Source organism: Streptomyces sp. SA15 (assembly GCF_002291145.1).
Classification (GTDB): Bacteria; Actinomycetota; Actinomycetes; order Streptomycetales; family Streptomycetaceae; genus Streptomyces.
The window spans coordinates 236840-255729 of the sequence record NZ_NTGE01000099.1 but is presented as its reverse complement, the minus strand read 5'-3'; the positions used below and the strand labels follow the sequence as shown (position 1 = coordinate 255729).

Below are 18890 nucleotides of genomic sequence, written 5' to 3'. Positions count from 1 at the left end.
GGAGCCATCGGCATGTGCGGAATCACCGGCTGGGCGTCCTTCCACAGCGACGCCCGCACCCACGCCCCGGTCATCGAAGCCATGACCGCCACCCTCGCCCCGCGCGGCCCCGACGCCGAAGGCATATGGCTGGGCGAGCACGCCGCGATCGGCCACCGCCGCTTGGCCGTCATCGACATCGAGGGCGGCGTCCAGCCGATGGCCGACCGGCCCGACCGGCCCGACCGGCCCGACCGGCCCGACCGGCCCGACCGGCCCGACCGGCCCGACCGGCCGACCCTCGTGCTCAGCTACAGCGGCGAGGTCTACAACCACCACGAACTGCGGGCCGAGCTGCGCGCCCGCGGGCACGCATTCCATACGCACAGCGACACCGAGGTGGTGCTGCGCGCCTACGCCGAGTGGGGTGAGGACGTGGCCGGCCACCTGGACGGCATGTTCGCCTTCGCCGTCTGGGACGAACGAGCCCGGCGGCTGCTGCTGGTCCGTGACCGGCTCGGCGTCAAACCGCTGTTCTGGGCGGTCATCGACGGTGGCCTGGCCTTCGCCTCCGAACCCAAGGCGCTGTTCGCCCACCCGGAGATACGGCCCCGGGTGGACGCGGACGGGCTGCGGGAGGCGTACAGCCTGCTGTTCAACACCGGGCCGACCGTGTGGTCCGGGATACGGGAGGTCGAGCCCGGCGGCCTGCTCGTCCTCGACCGGTCCGGCATCCGCGAACGCCGCTACTGGCAGCTGGAGGCCGGTGCCCACGCCGATGACCAGGACGCGACCGTCGAGCGCGTCCGCAGCCTGGTCAGTACGGCCGCCCGCAGTCAGCTGGAGGCCGACGTCCCGCTGTGCAGCCTGCTCTCCGGCGGCATCGACTCCACTGTCCTGACCGCCCTGCTCGCCGACGAACTCCGCCTGCGCCAGGGCCCGGACGCCCGCATCCGCTCCTACGCCGTGGACTACAGCGACCAGGCCGAGCAGTTCGCCGGCGATGTGCTGCGTACCAGTCACGACACCCCGTACGCCACCGAGGCCGGCGCGTTCATCGGCACGGACCACAGCACGGTCGTCCTCGACCCGCGGACCCTGCTCGACCCCGAGCACCGCAAGGCGGTGGTCGCGGCGCGAGACTCGCCGATCGGCGTGGGCGACATGGACACCTCGCTGTACCTGCTCTTCGGGGAGATACGCCGGCACTCCACCGTCGCCCTGTCCGGCGAGGCGGCCGACGAGGTGTTCGGCGGCTACCCCTGGTTCCACAACCCCAAGGCGCTGGCCGCGGCCACCTTTCCCTGGCTGCTGGTCACCGGTGACGAGGCCGCCATGCCGCTCAACCCCGAACTCGACCTGCGCATCGCCGAGTTCCGCGACGACACCTACCGCAGCGCCCTGGCCGCCGTACCCCACCTCGACGGCGAAACCTCCACCGAGCACCGGCAGCGCGAGATGCAGCACCTGTCCCTGACCCGCTGGCTGCGCCAACTCCTGCACCGCAAGGACCGGTTGAGCATGGCCCAGGGCCTGGAGGTCCGTGTGCCGTACTGCGACCACCGCCTCGTCGAATACGCCTTCAATGCGCCCTGGGCGCTGAAGAGCTTCGACGGCCGGGAGAAGAGCCTGCTGCGCGCCACGGGTGCCGGGCTCGCCCCGGACTCGGTGCTGCACCGGCCCAAGAACCATTACCCGGCCACCCACCACCCCGACTACAACCGAGGCCTGCAGGACATGGCCCGTGACGCGCTGGCCGACGACCGGGTCCGTTCCCTCGCGGACGAGTCCCGCATCAAGCCCTGCCTCGACACCCCGCCCGACCGGCTGGAGTGGGGCCACCGCCTGCGTCTGGAACGCGTCGTCGACCTCGCCCTGTGGCTGGACCACTACCAGCCCGAACTCGCCCTGTAGACCTGTAGACCTGTAGACCTGTAGAGGAGCCTCCTCATGACCATCCAGGAACCCCGGTCGGCCGCGGAGCCGGAGACGACCTTGCCCGACCCGGTCCCGCTGATGGGCTGTCCCTACAAAAGCAATCCCTACCCCCTCTACGGGAAGATGCGCGAGGCCGGCCCGGTCCACCGCGTGCTCTTCCCCAGCGGGGTACAGGCGTGGCTCGTCACCGGATACGAGGCCGCCCACGCCGCCCTCAACGACGACCGCCTGGGCAAGAACCACGACCGCGGCAACGACCGCTGGCGCGCCCGCGCCTCGATCATGCCCGAGCCCCAGCACTCGCAGCTCCAGGTCCACCTCCTCCACCAGGACCCGCCCCAGCACACCCACATGCGGCGCTTCGTCACCGACGCATTCACCCCGCGCCGCATCGAGCGGCTGAGGCCCCGCTTCCATGAACTGGCCCACACGCTCGTCGACGCCCTGCCCGAGACCGGCCCCGCCGACCTCGTCACCGGCTTCGCCGCCCACTTCCCCTTCCAGGTCCTCGCCGAGATCATCGGCCTCCCCGCCGAACTGGCGTCCCGTTTCGACCGCGACTGGGGCAAAGTGGTCCAGCCGGTCGGCCCCGCCGACCCCGGACGCCCTGCGTACGAGGCACGGCTGCACGGCCTGCAGAGCTACATCGCCGACATCGTCGCCCACAAGCGCGAGCACGGGGACGACGACCTGCTCAGCCGCCTCGTCGCGGCCCGCGACCACGACGAGCTCTCCCAGGAGGAACTGGACTCGATGATCTTCCAGCTCCTCGTGGCAGGCCAGGAGCCGGTCACCAACCAGATCACCACCGCCCTGATCGCGCTCTTCCGCCACCCCGGCCAACTCGCCCGGCTCCGCGACAACCCGGACCTGCTGCCGCGCGCGGTCGAGGAGTTGCTCCGCTATGACAGTGCCTTCGAGCTGACCACCTGGCGCTTCTTCGACCAGGACAGCGACCTGCACTGCACCGAAGTTCCGTCCGGAGATTCCGTGATCGTCTCCCTGTGCGCGGCCAACCGCGACCCCCGCCGCTTCCCCGACCCCGACACCCTGGACTTCGAGCGATCGCCGAACCCGCACCTGTCCTTCGGCCACGGCATCCACTTCTGCCCCGGCGCCGCCCTCGCCCGCGCCGAACTCCAGATCGCCCTCGGCACCCTGCTTACGCGCCTGCCCGGCCTGCACCTGGCGATCAGCGACGAGGACCTCGAGTGGATCCCGGCCGTCCTCGGCCGCGGCACCAACCACCTGCCCGTCGGATACGACCGACGCCGCTGACACCTGACATCCGGCCGACAGGGCCCGGCCCCACAACCCGCACTGGTCCCGGCCGCCCAGGCTGACCACCCACCTGACCACCGTCGGCGCCCGGCGCCCCGCCACGGCGCCATACGGCCATGCCCGCATGCCCTCACGGAGGACCCACATGCCGCTGACGACCGCGCCGGACCCCCGCTCCACCGGCATCAGCGCCGCGATCCTGCGCCTGCTCCTGCCGTATCACCGCACCACCGACCACGCGCCCGCCACCGCGGAGGCGTTCCGGCACCAGCGGCGCCGTATCGACGGCTTCGTAAACGAACGAGAACCCGTCGTGTTCACCCTGCCCGGCTTCCCCTGCAAGTCCCCGAACCCAGCCAAGGTGCTCGGCCACCTCCCCGACCAGGGTGAGCGACTCTCCCTCACCTTTCTCCACACCCTGTGCATGAACATCGAACGGATCTACGCACCGGGCGCCCGGATCGTCATCTGCTCCGACGGCCACGTCTTCGGCGACCTCATCGGCGTCCCGGACGACCGCATAGACGCCTACTCGGACGAACTTCGCGCGGTCATACGGGCGTTGGATCTGCACCACCTGTCCGTCTTCGACCTGCGCGACGTCCTCGGCGACCTCCCCCACGACACACAACGCGCCCGCGTCCACGACCAGTACGCCCCGACCCTGGAGGCCCTGCGCGCCGAGGTCCGCACCGACGCCGACACCCTCGCCCTGTACCGGGGTATCACCCGCTTCCTCGTCGACGACACCGCCGACTTCACCGGCACCCGCTCCGCCCTCCAACGCGAGTGCCGCAAGCGCGCGTACGGCGTCATCCAGCGCAGCCGCGCCTGGGGCGCCCTCATCGCCGAGCACCACCCCCGCGCCGTACGCCTGTCCATCCACCCCCAGCCCGTCGGCGCCGCCAAGTTCGGCATCCGCCTCCTCGACGTCCCCGATGCCTGGACCACCCCCTGGCACTCGGCGGCCCTGCGTGATTCCGAAGGCAGGTGGACGCTCATGCCCCGGGCGAGGGCGGAGCGGCTCGGCCGTCTGGTCCACCGGCACGGCAGACCGAGCCACTTCGAGGAGGCTGACACACGCGCCGCCGTCAACCCATGGCGTGCGTAAACGCCGCCGCCCGGCAGAAAGCGCATGCCATTCAAAATCCCGGATCAACCGACTCCGCCGAACTGTCGACGCAATGCGAACTGCCCGGCGGAGTCGGTCGATCGGACAATTACCTGGTCAGGCGGAAGGCGCTCCGGTGAGCACTTCCACCCGGCCGGTGTCGAGCGAGTAATAGGCGCTGACCACCGCCAGAGATCCCTTTTTCACGAGCGGGCCGAGATCCTTGTTGGACCGCAGCGCGGCAGAGGTCTGCTTCACGTGGATGCGGGTCATCGCGTCCACCGGGTCGCCGTGCTTTTCCTGCACGGTCTCCTCGTACGCCGGCCGCAGCGCGTCGGCGATCGACTGGAGGTTGCCGGGGAGTTCCTTGCCGCCTCGCATGGCCTCGTACGACGCCTTGACGGCGCCGCAGCGCTGGTGCCCGAGGACGACGATCAGGCGAGTTGCCGAGGTCATGGGCCCGTACTCGACGGAACCGGTGACCACCGAGTCGACCACCTGCCCACCGGTGCGCATCACGAACAGGTCGCCGAGCCCGGTGTCGAAGAGCAACTCCGGCGGCACCCGGGAGTCGATGCACGAAAGGATCACGCCGAAGGGGTCCTGCTCCTCGGCCACGAATTCCCGCCGCTCGGGGTCTCGGTCAGGGTGCTGGAGGCTGCCGTCCTGCCAGCGCTTGTTGCCGTCCATCAGCCTTGAGAATGCCCCCCAGGGCGAGGAGGGGCGGGCGTTCGGGGCCGGCGAGGCGGTTGCCGCGGCTGCTGCGTTTGCCGCTTTCCCGGTTTCCTTTCCCTCTGACTTCGAGGAACAGCCGGAGAGCGCGACAGCGGTGGCCGCCAATCCTCCGGTGAGAAAGGTTCTGCGGAGCGGATTTCCAGCTACAGACATTGCTCGGTCTTCCTTGGGTTTACGCCGGATTCCCCCCGAGCGCTTTGAGTACGTAGTTATATCAGGGGCAGGTAATGCGAGGTGAAAGACCGATGAGGACTTCACGATGAATTGATGGAGGATGGATGGGGAATGTGTGCGTCATGCGGGCGGTGTTGTGAAAAGGGGTGATTCCCGGATCGCCGCGTCGAAGGGCGGGAAGTGTGACGTGCGCCATACCACCCCATTGGTTACGTTGAGGTGACTGGTTATGGATCACGAGTATGGGTGGCGCCAGGAAGGACTCCGGCAAAGCAAGGAGATCGGCCATGCAGTTCGCCGAAACACGCCTTCTTGAACGGCAGCTGAGCCCAGAACTCCGGAGTCCTTCTCGTCGGCGGTCACACCCGGCCGTCGCACCCCCCGAACGTCGCCCGGAGTCCTATTCCCCCGAGTGCCCGGGCGACAACCAAGGCCCCGGCGGTCATCTGCACCGGCCGCCGGGGCCGTTTCCTGGGCGCCGCCCGCGAGACTTACGACACCCTGCGCTGACTTCCTTCCCTGGCATCCCGTCTCACGACGCCGCGTCAGGAACCGGATCCGGGATCGACAGCGCCCAGGTGGCCATGGCTTCGAGGACTTCGCGCAGTCCCTCGCCGAGTGGGGTGAGGCGGTATTCGACGCGTGGCGGGATCTCTGCGTACGCGGTGCGGGTGACGATGCCGTACTGCTCGAACTGGCGCAGGCGGCTGGTGAGCGTGTGCGGGCTGATGCCGGGCAGGGTGCCGCGCAACTCTGTGAACCGCCTGGGGCCCAGGAGGAGTTCCCGCACGATCAGCGTGGCCCACGGACCGTTGAGCAGGGTGAGGAACCGGGCGACCCCGCACCCGGGCTCGCAGAACTTGTTCATTTTTTGAACCTATCCATTAGTGCAGTTGATGTAACTGGTGCAGCATATGCACTAATGGCATGAGGTACGTGATTCATGGCGCCACCGGCGCCCAAGGTGCTCCTGTCGTCGCCGCCCTGGCCGCTGCGGACAAGTCCGTCGTGGCCCTGACCCGCAATGCGGAGGCCACCGTCGCCGGCGCGTGCGTGGTGGCCGCCGACTCCTCCTCCACTGCGGACCTGACCCGGGCCTACCGTGACGCCGAGGGGGTGTTCGTCCACCTGCCCATAGTCTCGGAGGAGGACCGCCGGGCCTTCGCACGCAACGTCGTGGCCGCCGTCCGCGCGGCCCGCCCGGCCCGTGTGGTGTTCTCCACCAGCGGCTTCGTCGTCGATGACCCTGGTAACGGCTATCAGGACGGCACGGCCGAGAGCGCGGTCGCGACGCTGGTCGACGGGCTGGCGGACAGCGGCGTGTCCTACGCGGTGATCGAGCCCCGGCTGTTCTTCGAGAACCTGCTCATGCCGCACGTGGTCGGAGCGGTCCGCGAGCAGGGCGTACTGCGCTATCCGCTGCCTGCCGGCTTCCGCGTCTCATGGGCTTCGCACCTGGACATCGCCGACGTCGCCGCCGCGCTGTTCGGGCAGTCGGATGTCACCGGTGTCGTCTCCGTCGGGCAGTACCCGGCCATCACCGGACAGGAACTGGGCGAGGCGTTCAGTGCCCGGCTCGGGCGGAACGTGGCCTACGAGGCGATCACCCCCGAGGACTTCCGCGCCTCCCTCGCGCCCCTGATCGGGGAGGGGCCCGCCGCGGACGTCGCGGGCGGCTACCAGGCCATGCAAGCGCTGCCGGACCGCTCGATCGCACCCGAGCGCTCCGCCCAGAAACTGCTGGGCATCACTCCCCGGACCGCGATCCAGTGGCTGACCGACATCGGTGTGGCATAGCACGTGCCCACGGCATCGGGGCCGCGCAGGTGCACACAGGACCGCCCGGCCCCGATGCCACACCTGACGGTCACGCTGAAGTCAGGTGCTCGCGGAGGGCGACCTGGTGGCTGTGCACGGCCACTTCGTGAACGCGCCGGGCGAGCGGGGCCAGGCGATCGTCGACCTCGCCAGGACTGCGGGTCGTCGTCGGCGGCTGCTCCGCCGGTGCGCGATCGCACGGACAGAAAGCGGCCTAAGCGGCCTTTCAGGCGGCCGCCACGCGAACGAGCACGAAGCCCGCGACCGCCAGTACGAAGACCGAGAACGCGCGTCGCAGCGCCTTGGCCGGGAGCCGGCAGCCCACCGGCGCGGCCGCGGCGGCGCCGAGGAGGGCGCACGCCGTGAAACTGCCTGCCAGCAGCGGGTCGAGATCCACGTGGCCGAGCCAGGACACCAGCCCGCTGAACGAGTTCAGCACGATGATCACCAACGCCGTGCCCGCCGCCGTAGCGATCGGCAGCCCCAGCACCACCGTGAGCGCGGGAACGATGAGGAACCCGCCGCCCACGCCGAACAACCCGGTCAGAAAACCGACCAGCGCACCGACGGCCACCGCGCGCGGCAGACACCGGCGCAGCTCCGTCCCACCGTCCGGCGCGGCGCAACCGGTACGGCGCACCGGACGGTCGAGGAACATCCGCGCCCCTGTGACGACGAGCAGGATGCCGAATCCGGCGAGCACCAGGCGCGGTTCGAGCCGGCGGTTCACCAGGGCGCCGCCGTACGTCGCTGCCGCACCGGTCACCGCGAAGATGCCCGCGATCCGCCAGTGGACGTGTCCGGCGCGGATCCGGCTCAGGGACGCGACCGCCGCTGAACAGCCCACCACCAGCAGCGACATCGGCACCGCCGACGTCGTCGGCAGCCCCGCCACGAAAACCAGGACCGGCAGAGCCAGGATCGAGCCGCCGCCTCCCAGCAGTCCGAGCGCGCCGCCGACGAGCAGCGCGAGCACGAGCGTGGCCATCAGCGTCATGTCGATGCCTCGACGCCCGGCGATCCGGGCTCCAGCCAGGCGCGCAGACAGCCGTCGACGAGAACGACGTCGTACCCGTGTGCTGCGAGCAGGGACGCCGCCACCGTCGCCCGGTAACCCGAGGCGCAGTGCACCCAGATCTGCCGGTCCAGCGGCAGTTCGCCGCGGCGCGCCAGGAGTTCGTGCAGCGGGATGGGGACCGAGCCGTGGACAACCCCGTCGGCGTGTTCCGCGGTCCGGCGTACGTCGAGCACGAGCACGTCGGTCCGCTCTCGGGCCCGCGCCAGTTCCTCGTACGACGCGCGCGGCAGCGACGCCAGTGTCGCTTTCCCGGCGAGCGCCTCGATGGGGCCGCTGGCCGCACCGGCCAGTTCGTCGACGCCGATCCGTACCAACTCGCGCTGTGCCTCGGCCACCTGCTCGGGGGTCTCGCCGACGAGCGTGAGCGGCATGCCCTCCGGCAGCAGCCAGCCCAGGTGCGTGAGGAAGCTCGCGGACAGCTCGAAGCTGAGGGAGCCGGGCAGATGCCGGCGTGCGTACGCCGTACGGTCCCGCAGATCGACCACCCACTCTCCGGCGTCGATCCGGGCGCGCAACTCCTGCGGCGCGGCCGTTTCGGGCGGGGTCAGGTCCACGGGCGAGGGGCCCGCCCGGTTGACCGGAGCCATGCGGGCGTACCAGGCCGGGACATCGGACAGCCCGGCGAGCGACTGCGATACGTAGGCGTCCTCGTCGAGCAGCAGCGCGGGGTTACGCTCGCGTTCCCGCCCGATGGTCGAATCCTCGCCGTCGGCCGGAGTGGCCGCGCAGAAGGAGCCGAACCCGTGCGTCGGCAGCACCCGGGTCGTGGCAGCCGCCTCCGTGGCGAGCCGGCGGACCGACGCGTGCTGGGACCGGGCGAGCGGCTCGGTGTGCTCCGACCCCAGCAGGTCGGTGCGCCCGGTCGTGCCGTACAGCATCGAACCGCCGGTGAACACCGCCACCTCGTCCCCGACGGCGTCGGTCAGCAGGTAGCTCACGTGGTGGTGGGTGTGCCCCGGCGTCGCCACGACCCGCATCCGCATGCTGCCGACCTCGAGCACCTCGCCGTCGACCACGCCGAGCCGCCCGAAGCTCACTTTCTCGGCCGCCGGCAGGACGTACGTCGCCTCCAGCGACCGCGCGAGCTCCAGCCCCCCGGTCACATAGTCGTTGTGGACATGGGTCTCGAACACATGGCTGAGGCGGACGCCCGTACGGTCCAGCAGCGTCCGTATCCGGTCGATGTCGCGCTGCGGGTCCACGACCAGCGCCATGTGGCCGTCGTGGGCGAGATAGCTCCGGTTGCCCAGTCCTGGCGTCTCGATGATCTCGACGGTCACGGGACGCACGGCCTTGGGTTGCTCCAGTGGGCCGCCGTCGCGCTGCCACCGCACGATGCCGCCGGTGAGGGTGCGGGCGTCGTACCCTCTGCCGCCGAGCCAGGAGCTGATGCGGTCGGCGCGGCGACCGGACCGGCAGATCACCAGGACCGGGCGGCCGGGGTCGAGTTCGCCGAGCCGGTCGGGGACCTCGTCCATGGGGATGTGCCGTGATCCCGGGATGCGTCCCGTGTTCCACTCGTGGATTTCGCGGATGTCGAGGAGTTGGAGGTCGGTGAGGGAGGTGACCTGGTCCGGGGTCACCGGGCTGCTGCCTTGCGCTCACGGCGGGGCTGCAGCAGCCACCGTGCCTGGGCGTCGATCGCGTATCCGATGAGGCCGATGATGAGGATGAGCGCGGTGATGTCGCTGTAGGCGAGCTGGTCCTTCGCGTTGAGGATCGCGTACCCGAGTCCGGAGGTGACGCCGAGCATCTCGGCGGGCACGAGCACGACCCAGCTGATGCCGATCGCCATCCGGATGCCCGACAGCAGGTAGGGCTGTGCGGAGGGCCACGTCACCGAGCGGACGACCTCCCACCCGGTGGCGCCCAGGCCACGGGCCACGCGCACATGGTCGGGATCGATCCGCCGTACGCCGTCGGCCGTGCTCATCAGGATCGGCCAGACCGCGGTCGCCGCGACCAGCGCGATCACCGGGCTGTCGCCGACGCCGAAGAGGCTGATCGCCACCGGTGCCCAGGACAGTGGCGAGATCATGCGCAGGAACATCAGTACCGGCCGGGTGCCGCGCTCCACGATCCGCCGCGATCCGATCGCGGCGCCGGAGAGGATGCCGGTGACCGCGGCCAGGGCCAGTCCGGCCGTCAGCCGCCACATGCTGCTGGTCGCGTCGTCGAACACGGACCCCTTGCGCAGCAGCGCGACCAGGGCGTCCCAGGTCGGCCCGGGCGCGAAGTCGCGCAGCATGGAGCCGGATGCGGCGAACACCTCGGTGACGAACCACCACAGCAGCAGCGCCGCGGCGACTCCGATCACCGGCGCCAGGGTGTCCGCGGCGGTGCCCGCACGGACAGGGGTACGACGGTCACGGCCGCTGCGCGGGCTCGGGGGCGCGGTACCGGCGCTGACGCCTTCCCCGGTTTCCCCGGTTTCCCCGGTTTCCCCGGTGACGAGCGAGGTCATGGTTCGATCAGCTCCTTGCGGTTACGAACCAGCGGGATACCGGCGGCGCTCAGGGCCCGGGTGACGAAACGGTCGTCGACGAGCTCCCGGTGCGCGGCGGCACCGGTCAGGCCGGACAGGAACGAGGTGTCGCCGTCGACCGTCGTCCTGCCCATCAGCTCCACGAGCGAGGCGGTGTAACTGGCCGCCGGGAAGGCGGAGAAGCCGAGCCGCTGACCCTGCCATGCCGGGTGCCGCAGCACATCGCGGTACGCGGCGGCGGTGCGGTTGAAGACCTTGTCGATCGCCTCCACCGGCTGCGGGAGGTAGCCGGTCGGCCCCAGCTCGCGCGCGCCGCGTGTGCGGTGCGCGGAGAGCCACTGCTGGGCCCGGACGACGGAGGCGACCAGCGCGGTCGCGGCCTCGGGGTGCGCGGTGGCGAGGTCTTCGCGGACCGTGACCGCGCAGCAGGCGTGGTCCTTCCACACGTCGCCGAGGAAGCGGAGCACGTGGCCGGCCTCGCTCGCCTCGGCCAGCGCGGAGAACGGGTCGGCGACGACGAAGCCTGCGATCGACCCGGCCCGCAGCGCGGGCACCATGTCGGCCGGCGACATCACCAGCAACTCGACGGTTCCGGCCGCGGCGGACGCCGTGCCGGTGACCGCCTTCAGACCGGCGGCGTCGAGCATCCGCTGGAGCAGGACGTTGTGCACCGACCACCAGAACGGGATCGCCACCTTCGCACCGGCCAGCTGAGCGACGTCGGTGATCCGCGGCGCGACGGTGAGCGTGGATCCGTTGGTGTGCCCCCAGGCGACCACCTTGATCGGTGCCCTCTTGGCGATCCGCAATTGCAGCGCCATCGGCATCAGCATGTGGACCACGTCCACCTGACCGGTCGTCAGCGCCTGGGCCAGGCTGTCCCAGGAGCGGAACAGCACGGGGCGTTCGGCATCGACGCCGGCGTCGGCCAGCAGGCCGCGCTCGTAGGCGACGAGGAGAGCACTGGCGTCGGTGATCGGCAGGTATCCGATGCGCAGCGGCCGGTCCAGGAGGCCGCCGTGGGTCGAGGTGGAGGCGGCGAGGGAGCGGACCGCGCCCGTACCGGCCAGTCCGGCCAGCGCGGCCCCGGTCAGCACCCGGCCGCCGAGCCGCAGTGCGCCCCGGCGCGAGTACGGGCGGGAGGGCCGTGGTGTCTCAGACATGGTCCGGCTCCTTCGCCGCGGTGTGGTAGGCCGCCTGGATCACGGCGCGCAGCTCCGCCTGGCGGGCGGAGCGGCCCGGCGGGCCGTCCTGCGACTCGGGCTGGTGGGTCCAGCGGTCCGCGATACGGCCGCCTGTGCCCAGCAGCACGATCTCGTCGGCGAGCACGAGCGCCTCGTCGATGTCGTGGGTGACCATGACCGTGGTCCAGCCCCGCTCCGTCACCTGCCGGCGCAGCCAGCTCTGCAGCTCGGCGCGGGTGAGCGGATCGAGCGCGGAGAACGGCTCGTCGAGCAGCAGCACGTCCGGCGCGATGGCCAACGCCCTGGCGAGCGCGACCCGTTGGGCCTGGCCGCCGGAGATCTCCTCGGCATAGCTGTCCGCCACGGCAGTCAGTCCCAGCAGTTCCAGCAACTCGTCGACGAGTTCCGGGGGGACGTCCTTGTTGGCGGCGTACGTCTGGCCGAGTCCGGCGTTCTCACGCACCGTCAGCCAGGGGAACAGCAGCGGCGCCTGGTGGACGGTGCCCTTCTTGAGGTCGTGCCCGCCGGAGTCGATCTCGCCTCGACTCGGCGCCAGGTCGCCCGTGAGGACGTGCAGCAGCGTGGACTTGCCGGCACCGGACTGGCCGAGCAGGGCCAGCACCCGGCCGCAGTTGATGGACAGGGAGATGCCGTCGAGCACCAGCTTGTCGCCGCGGCGCACGGACACATCGATCAATTGCGCCACCAGTTGGCCGGTGCGGAGTCTCGGCGTCATGGCGTGCCGTCCTTCCGGCCCGCCCGCCGGTCACCGGTCACCGGCGGTACCAGGGTCGGCGTCCAGTCGTGCAGGGCGCCCGCCTGGTAGAGCAGCGGGGTGTGGGCCGACCGGTGCAGGGCGTGCACCCGGGCGAGGAGGATGACGTGGTCACCGCCGTCGTAGATCCGCACGATGTGGGTGGACAGCCAGGCGGCGGTCTCCTCGATGAGGGGGACGCCGTGGGGCCCGGTCCGGTGCTCCACGACGGCGAAGCGGTCCTCCACCGGGGAGGCGAACGTCTTCGCCACGTGCGCCTGGCCGCGGGACAGCACGTTCACGCCCATCGGGGAACCGACGCGGAAGGCCGGCAGGCAGCTTGCCGTCCGCGCGACGCACACCAGGATCAGCGGCGGGTCGAGGGAGACGCTGGTGAACGAGCTCACCGTCATCCCGACCGGCTTACCGGCCGGAGCCGTGGTGATCACGGTGACTCCGCTGGGGAAGGCGCCGGCCACGGCCTTGAGCGCCTGCGGCTCGATGACTTCCTCGGGCTGCCAGTGCCCCACCGCGTCCTCGTCGACGAGTGTGAAGCGCGGCCGGGAGTCGATTTTGTCGAGCAGTTCCCTGACCCGCGGGTCATCGTTCGGCAGCGTCTCGGTGTCCATGCCGCGCAGGAGGCGGCGTACGTCCTGGAGTTGCTCCAGGTAGACCTCGCAGGGCGGGCAGTCCTTCAGGTGCTGCACCACCTCGGCCTGCCAGGTCTCCTCGTCGGCGTCGAGCAGGTCGTCGACCATGCCGATGAACTCGCGGCAGTCGAGTACGGTCGTCACGGCCGGATTCCCTTCTTGTCCTGGTAGCCCTCCAGTGCGCCGCGGAGCTTCACGCGGCCGCGGTGGAGGAGCGCACGCTGGTTGGTGTCGTCGAGGTCGAGCAGTTCGCGGGTCTCGGCCGCCGACAGCCCCTCGACGTCGCGCAGCAGCACGACCAGGCGCTGGTTGCGCGGCAGCCCGGCCAGTGCGTCGGAGACCACGCCCATCAGCTCGGTGAACATCGCCGACTCCTCGGGCAGGAAGCGGCTGGTCGGCGGTACGGACCAGTGGTGGGCCTTCGGATGGCCCTCCGGGTGCATGCGCTCCGCGAACAGGTCCGTCTCCTCGAATCCGGAGCTCTCCCGCTGGGCACGGCGCAGTTCGCGTTCGGCGAGCTTGAGCGCCTTGTTGCGCAGCACTCCGAACAGCCAGGTGCGAAACCGTGACCGCCCCTCGAAGGTGTCGACCCGGTTGAGAACGGCGATCCAGGTCTCCTGAACGACGTCCTCGGCCAGGGTCCGGTCACCGGGGATCAGCGAGTCGGCGAAGCGCAGCATCGCCGGGTAGTGCGCGGAGATGAGCGCCGCGACTGCGTCGCGGTCCCCGCCCTTGAGCACCGCCGCCTCCGGACAGTACGACCGTGCATCCTCCTGGGGCACTTTGCCCCGTTCCGCCTCGGTGCTCATGGCCGGCACTGGGCGAGCTCCCACTTCAGCTGGGCCTCGGAGGGGGACTGCACCGGGATGAAGAACGACTCCCTGAAGCGCCGCGAGGCGCCGGAGGTGCGGGCATAGCCGCGCCCGCCGGCGGTCTTCGCCTCCAGGGTCGCCGCCTCCGTGGCGACCTCGGCCGCCGCGAGCCGCATGGACAGCATCTCCATGCGGGTGGCGGGGTTGCCGGATCCGACGCGACGTGCGACGTCACGCATCGCGGTACGCGCGACGGACAGGCGCCCGGTGGCCCGGTCGACATCTCCGGCGAACACCGTGTTCACCCCGGTCAGGCTGGCCCTGGCGTTGTCGAGGCAGGTGCCTGCCAGGCCGACGCACAGTGCGGTCTGCAGGGTGAGGAAGGTGCCCCGCACGGAGGTGAGGAAGCCTTCGAAGTCCGTGGTGAGCACCTGCTCGGGGGGCACCTTCACGTCCTTGAGGTTGAGGTAGGACGACGCGGTGCTGCCCAGGGCGAGCAGCGGGAACGGACGGCCGACGCTGATGCCCTCGCTGTCGAGCGGCAGCGCGACGACGATCCGGTCGCCGGCGTCGGTGCGGGCCGCGGTGACCAGCACCGCGTCGTCGTACAGGTTGGACGCCCAGCGGATCGGCCCCGACAGCTCGTAACCGTCCCCGGTGGCGGTCGCCGTGATCTCCAGCGATCCGCAGCCCGCCAGCTCCCGGAAGGCCGACGCCATCCCGGTCACGCCGGGCACGGTGCCGGCGCGGAGCCGTTCCGCCAGGGCGAGGGCGTACGGCGTACCGGACATGAGCAGGTACTCCAGGCACATCCGGTGCGCCCATGTCGTGAACGCGGAGCTCACGCAGCGGGCGGCCAGGGCGCTGATCACCTCGGCCATGCCCGGGAGCCCGCCGCCGGCGTTGCCGGGAGCACCCAGGTCGGTGGCATCGGCCTCAGCCAGCCAGGTCAGCACCTGCCGAGCCTTCCCGCCCTCATCCGCGTCCAGCCGATCGGCTCCCTCACCGACGCGGGCCAGGAGGGCCTCGAATGCCTCTCGGTCGAGGTCGGCGACGCTGCCAACCGGTGATGCGTGCACGGTGGTCATCAGTCCTCCAGATGGTCGGTCGGTGGTCCGGTGCGCCGGCTCTGCCTTGGCGCTACCAGCGGTAGTCGAGGAACTTGCCGTCGAACGTCACCACCACCCGGTCGCCGTCGGGGTGGGCGCGACGCCGGATGTCGACCTTGAAGTTGATCGCCGACATGATTCCGTCGCCGAACTCCTCGTGTATGAGCTCCTTCAGCGCCGGGCCGTAGACCGACAGCGCCTCGAAGAAGCGGTAGACCGTCGGGTCCCTCATCAGCTCCGGGGCGATGTCGCGCGCGGGCTGCAGTTGCAGCGACTCGACGACGTCGTCCCCGAGCCCGAGCAGCGCGGCGACGGCCGCCGCGTCCTCGGCGGTCATGGGGTGCTGTCCCAGCAGCGCCGCCGTCGTCCACACGACGGGCTTGTCGATCTCGGCGGCGATCGCCGACCAGGTCAGGCCCCCGCGGATCCGGGCGGCGGCCACCAGGGCCGCGGCCTCGGACTTGGGCAGGATAGGAGTGCTCATGGCGGGCCTCAGCCGATGGTCAGGGTCGAGGAGATCTCGACGTTGTTCGCGAACGTGTTGACCACCGGCGACCACGTCATCGCGCTGTCCTTGATCTCGCCGAGGACCTCGTCGTCGGCGTCGCCGGCGAGCGTGACGGAGCAGCGCACGGCGGTGAAGCCCAGGACCTTGCCCTCCGGGGTGTCGCCGACGCCCCAGACGGCGGAGATGTCGATGTCGCCCTCCATGGCGACCTCGATCTTGCTCAGGGTCACACCGCGCTGGGTGGCGTTGGCGAGCAGGCCGACGGAGACGCAGGAGCCGAGGGCCGCGAGCGCCATCTCCGAGGGGTTGGGCGCGGCGTCGTCACCGAGCAGGTGGCAGGGCTCCGAGACCAGCACCGGCTCCAGGGTGCGGATCTGCGTGAGGTTGCGGAAGCCGCCCTCACAGGTGGTCACGGCCTTGAGCGTCTTCCGGCCGGTGCTCGGATCCGCCTTGGCGCTGCTGGCGAGTGCTTCCAGGCCGTCGGCGTCGATGCTCTCAAGGCCACTGGTCGGCACGGTCTGAGTCATGGCTTCGGATCCCTCTCTTCGCGTTCCGCTACCTGCCGGCGGCTGCCGGCAGCGGGCTTTCACGAGGTGAGTTCCGGTGGAGGCGCCCACCGTGACACCCGGCGGCCGTAAAACGCCGTCCGAGAGGGGGTATTTACATCCCGCTAACAGCAGGGCCGTGAACGCCGGGGCCGCGTAACCCCCGGGCAACACCGAGGCGATGTGTGACCTGTGTCACGTCAGTCCATTGGTTACGTTGAAGTGCCTGGTTACCGATGGTGAGTATGGCGGTGCAGCAGGACGAACTCACCGAAGGAGAGGGGCCGGCCATGGGGTCCACCACCGCGCTCAGGATCGCCCGGCAGTACGCCGACGCCGTCTCCGCCAAGGACTTCGCCACCGTCACCGGCTTGTTCGCCGACGACATCGTGTGGCACCAGCCGGGCGACAACCGCTTCTCCGGTTCCCATCGCGGCACGGCCGCGATCGGCGAGATGTTCGGCGGCATGATGACGGTCACCGAAGGGACGTTCGCACTGGAGCCGACCATGGAGCCCATGGCGAACGGCTCGCTGGTCGCGGTGCCCGTCCACTTCTCGGCCGAGCGGGACGGCGTGGAGATGGGGATGAACGGCGTCGACCTGCTGCGGCTCGAAGGCGAGCGCATCGCGGAGGTCTGGCTCTTCTCGGTGGGCCAGCAGGGCGAGGACGAGTTCTGGGGCAGTGCCTGAGGACGGGTCCGCCGAAGGCTGACCGGGCGTCGTTGATCCACCTTGAGTCGCGCACGTCGCGCCTCGTATCCAACCTGTAACAGTAAGTCGTACTGCCTCTATGTCAGGGGCGTAAGGAGCGTTGCCATGACCAGCAAGAACGTCGACATTGCGCGTGAGTACTTCCAGTCCGTACAGAAGGGCGACCTGGCCAAGGTTGGGGAGCTTCTGGACGAGGAGATCGTCTGGCATCAGCCGGGCGCCAACCAGTTCTCCGGTGAGCGCAAGGGGCGCGACGCCGTCTTCGCGATGCTCGGCGGGATGATGGAGGCCAGCCAGGGCTCCTTCGCCATCGACACGATCCACTCCCTCATGGGCAACGGCGACATGGTCGCCGCCTCGATCCACTTCGCCGGGCGGCGCGAGGACGCCTCCATGAGCATGGACGGCGTGGATGTCCTGCGCCTCAAGGACGGCAAGATCGTCGAGATGTGGCTGTTCTCCGGCGACCAGGCGGCCGAGGACGCCTTCTGGGGACAGTAGGCCGCCTGCATCCTTCCCAGACGGAGGCCGTCCGGCACTGCGGTACGTGCCGGACGGCTTGTGGCGTGGGTTACCGGGCGACCTGCGGCAGGATGCCTCGACTCCGGGCGGTTCCGGGCGCGAGTTCAGGACGCCGCCCGCTCACCTCTGGTGACCAGTCACGGTCACTGGCGGGCGTCGTAGCTCTCGCGGGCCGCGAGTACTTCGGAGATGTGGTCCTCGGCCCAACTGCCCAATGCATGAATCGGGGCGTGAAGGGTGCGACCCAGTGCGGTCAGCTCGTATTCGACTCTGGGCGGTACCTCGGCGTACACATGCCGGGTGACGATTCCGTCCCGTTCCAGGTCTCGGAGGGTTTCGGTGAGGACCTTGGAGCTGATGCCGTCGACGGTGGCGCGCAGGTCGCGGAAGCGCATGCGGTCGGCACTGAGGGCGATGACCACCATGGCCGTCCACTTGTTGGCGACGCGAGCGAGTGAGGTGCGGGACGGGCAGGTCGCCGTCATGACGTCGAAGGCCGGCAGTTGTGGCATGCGTGACATCCCCTCATCGGTTACGTGGAGGCGACTGGTTACCGGTGGTGAGTGTAGGGCCCCAGCAGGCAGTACTCGACTCAGCTCGGCCGAACTCGGCTGAGGAGAATCGACCATGGAGCCCACCACCACGCTCGCCGTCACCAACCGCTACGTCGAAGCGGTGTCCGCCAATGACTTCGCCGCGGTCGCCGGCATGTTCGCCGACGACATCGCCGGTAAACCCTCCACAACAGCGCCGGGAACTACCGGTGGGGCCGAGCCGACCAGTCAGTAGAGAGTTCTCACTGGGAGGTAATCCATGGAACGTCGTACTTTCCTGCAGGCGTCCGCGTTGTCGACCGGGCTGGCGGCGGCGGGCGCGCCCCTCGCCTCGGCGGCGTCGCCGTTGCGTGTCCAGATTCTGCTCTACGAGGGTGTGGAGGAACTGGATTCCATCGCGCCTTTCGACGTGCTGTCCATCGCCGCCACCATGGGCGGCGCCATCCGGACGACACTGGTGTCGACCAACAAGCCGACCATGGTCACCGCGTCGAGGGGGCTGCGGATCGAGGTACCGCGCGGCTGGTCACCGCAGGACGCCGATGTGCTGATCGTGCCCGGCGGCATGCGGCACGACCAGCCAGGATCGGGCATGCACCGGCTGCTCGCGGACAAGGCGTTCATCCGGCGCCTCGCCGACGTCGAAGCGATCATGGTCGGGGTCTGCACGGGCGTGATGGCCTTGTCGGCGGCCGGATTCACGCGCGGCAGGCCGGCCACCACCCACTCGGACACCAAGGCCGCACTCGCCGCACAGGGCGCGAAGGTGGTCAACGCGCGCGTGGTCGATGACGGTGACCTCGTCACGTGCGGTGGCATCACCTCCGGCCTGGATGCCGCGGTCTGGCTGGTCGAGCGGTTCCTCGGCGCGCAGTTCGCCAACCAGGTCGAGACCGTATTGGAGTACGAGCGCCGCGGCACGGTCTGGCGCAACTCGTAG

General features: G+C 70.2%; 21 protein-coding genes. 8 read left to right on the top strand and 13 right to left on the bottom strand.

Features of this window, described 5'->3' with window-relative positions:
• Positions 1–12: 12 nt before the first annotated feature.
• The 3 genes from asnB to CLM62_RS21320 all read left to right on the top strand — a co-directional run bounded on the left by asnB (position 13) and on the right by CLM62_RS21320 (position 4309).
• On the top strand, positions 13–1893 hold the full coding sequence (asnB, locus tag CLM62_RS21330; RefSeq protein WP_095751487.1) for an asparagine synthase (glutamine-hydrolyzing): 1881 nt from the start codon (positions 13–15) through the stop codon (positions 1891–1893).
• 36 nt (positions 1894–1929) lie between these two features.
• Positions 1930–3195 (top strand): cytochrome P450, encoded by a 1266-nt coding sequence (locus CLM62_RS21325; RefSeq protein ID WP_095751486.1) that lies wholly within the window; start codon positions 1930–1932, stop codon positions 3193–3195.
• A 148-nt stretch (positions 3196–3343) separates the two neighbouring features.
• Positions 3344–4309: an L-tyrosine/L-tryptophan isonitrile synthase family protein gene (locus CLM62_RS21320; protein WP_095751485.1), complete on the top strand. Its 966-nt coding sequence runs from the start codon at positions 3344–3346 to the stop codon at positions 4307–4309.
• A 117-nt stretch (positions 4310–4426) separates the two neighbouring features.
• Here CLM62_RS21320 and CLM62_RS21315 read toward each other — a convergent pair whose 3' ends face one another.
• Positions 4427–4999 carry a carbonic anhydrase gene (locus CLM62_RS21315; protein ID WP_095751484.1) on the bottom strand — a complete coding sequence of 191 codons (573 nt, stop codon included), beginning with the start codon at positions 4997–4999 and terminating at the stop codon, positions 4427–4429.
• A 751-nt stretch (positions 5000–5750) separates the two neighbouring features.
• Positions 5751–6086, bottom strand: a complete 336-nt coding sequence (locus tag CLM62_RS21310) for a helix-turn-helix domain-containing protein (RefSeq protein ID WP_095751483.1) — start codon at positions 6084–6086, stop codon at positions 5751–5753.
• 59 nt (positions 6087–6145) lie between these two features.
• On the opposite strand from CLM62_RS21310, the gene CLM62_RS21305 reads away from it, so the two are divergent.
• Complete coding sequence (locus CLM62_RS21305; protein ID WP_095751482.1) at positions 6146–7015, top strand: NmrA family NAD(P)-binding protein; 870 nt, start codon at positions 6146–6148, stop codon at positions 7013–7015.
• Between the two features lie 247 nt (positions 7016–7262).
• Here CLM62_RS21305 and CLM62_RS21295 read toward each other — a convergent pair whose 3' ends face one another.
• From CLM62_RS21295 to CLM62_RS21250, 10 genes are read right to left on the bottom strand one after another with little or no spacing between them, the layout of a single operon-like run.
• Positions 7263–8033, bottom strand: a complete 771-nt coding sequence (locus tag CLM62_RS21295; protein ID WP_218835612.1) for a sulfite exporter TauE/SafE family protein — start codon at positions 8031–8033, stop codon at positions 7263–7265.
• Positions 8030–9697 carry a rhodanese-like domain-containing protein gene (locus CLM62_RS21290; RefSeq protein WP_095751481.1) on the bottom strand — a complete coding sequence of 556 codons (1668 nt, stop codon included), beginning with the start codon at positions 9695–9697 and terminating at the stop codon, positions 8030–8032. Before CLM62_RS21290 ends, CLM62_RS21295 begins: the two co-directional genes overlap by 4 nt.
• A complete protein-coding gene (locus CLM62_RS21285) occupies positions 9694–10578 on the bottom strand; it encodes an ABC transporter permease (protein ID WP_095751480.1) in 885 nt (294 codons plus the stop codon). The genes CLM62_RS21290 and CLM62_RS21285 overlap by 4 nt, the downstream gene beginning before the upstream one ends.
• Positions 10575–11762 (bottom strand): ABC transporter substrate-binding protein, encoded by a 1188-nt coding sequence (locus tag CLM62_RS21280; protein WP_095751479.1) that lies wholly within the window; start codon positions 11760–11762, stop codon positions 10575–10577. The genes CLM62_RS21285 and CLM62_RS21280 overlap by 4 nt, the downstream gene beginning before the upstream one ends.
• The gene (locus CLM62_RS21275; protein ID WP_095751478.1) at positions 11755–12519 is read right to left on the bottom strand and encodes an ABC transporter ATP-binding protein; all 765 of its coding nucleotides are present in this window, start codon (positions 12517–12519) and stop codon (positions 11755–11757) included. The genes CLM62_RS21280 and CLM62_RS21275 overlap by 8 nt, the downstream gene beginning before the upstream one ends.
• Entirely contained in the window at positions 12516–13331 is an 816-nt protein-coding gene (locus CLM62_RS21270) for a flavin reductase (protein WP_095751477.1), read from the bottom strand. Before CLM62_RS21270 ends, CLM62_RS21275 begins: the two co-directional genes overlap by 4 nt.
• Positions 13328–13996 carry an RNA polymerase sigma factor gene (locus CLM62_RS21265; RefSeq protein WP_143659122.1) on the bottom strand — a complete coding sequence of 223 codons (669 nt, stop codon included), beginning with the start codon at positions 13994–13996 and terminating at the stop codon, positions 13328–13330. Before CLM62_RS21265 ends, CLM62_RS21270 begins: the two co-directional genes overlap by 4 nt.
• A complete protein-coding gene (locus tag CLM62_RS21260; RefSeq protein ID WP_095751475.1) occupies positions 13993–15087 on the bottom strand; it encodes an acyl-CoA dehydrogenase family protein in 1095 nt (364 codons plus the stop codon). The genes CLM62_RS21265 and CLM62_RS21260 overlap by 4 nt, the downstream gene beginning before the upstream one ends.
• A 52-nt stretch (positions 15088–15139) precedes the next feature.
• Positions 15140–15592 carry a cyanase gene (gene cynS, locus CLM62_RS21255; RefSeq protein ID WP_095751474.1) on the bottom strand — a complete coding sequence of 151 codons (453 nt, stop codon included), beginning with the start codon at positions 15590–15592 and terminating at the stop codon, positions 15140–15142.
• Positions 15593–15600: 8 nt separating this feature from the next.
• A complete protein-coding gene (locus CLM62_RS21250) occupies positions 15601–16143 on the bottom strand; it encodes an OsmC family protein (protein WP_095751473.1) in 543 nt (180 codons plus the stop codon).
• A 308-nt stretch (positions 16144–16451) separates the two neighbouring features.
• Here CLM62_RS21250 and CLM62_RS21245 point away from each other — a divergent pair, with 308 nt between their 5' ends.
• Together CLM62_RS21245 and CLM62_RS21240 are read left to right on the top strand one after the other, a co-directional pair.
• Positions 16452–16853, top strand: coding sequence for a nuclear transport factor 2 family protein (locus CLM62_RS21245; RefSeq protein WP_095751696.1), 402 nt, complete (start codon positions 16452–16454; stop codon positions 16851–16853).
• Positions 16854–16979: 126 nt separating this feature from the next.
• The gene (locus tag CLM62_RS21240; RefSeq protein WP_095751472.1) at positions 16980–17375 is read left to right on the top strand and encodes a nuclear transport factor 2 family protein; all 396 of its coding nucleotides are present in this window, start codon (positions 16980–16982) and stop codon (positions 17373–17375) included.
• Positions 17376–17539: 164 nt separating this feature from the next.
• On the opposite strand, the gene CLM62_RS21235 is transcribed toward CLM62_RS21240, so the two are convergent.
• Positions 17540–17908: a helix-turn-helix domain-containing protein gene (locus CLM62_RS21235; RefSeq protein ID WP_095751471.1), complete on the bottom strand. Its 369-nt coding sequence runs from the start codon at positions 17906–17908 to the stop codon at positions 17540–17542.
• 115 nt (positions 17909–18023) lie between these two features.
• Here CLM62_RS21235 and CLM62_RS50135 point away from each other — a divergent pair, with 115 nt between their 5' ends.
• Together CLM62_RS50135 and CLM62_RS21230 are read left to right on the top strand one after the other, a co-directional pair.
• A complete protein-coding gene (locus CLM62_RS50135) occupies positions 18024–18185 on the top strand; it encodes a hypothetical protein (RefSeq protein WP_179382173.1) in 162 nt (53 codons plus the stop codon).
• A 24-nt stretch (positions 18186–18209) separates the two neighbouring features.
• On the top strand, positions 18210–18890 hold the full coding sequence (locus CLM62_RS21230) for a DJ-1/PfpI family protein (protein WP_095751470.1): 681 nt from the start codon (positions 18210–18212) through the stop codon (positions 18888–18890).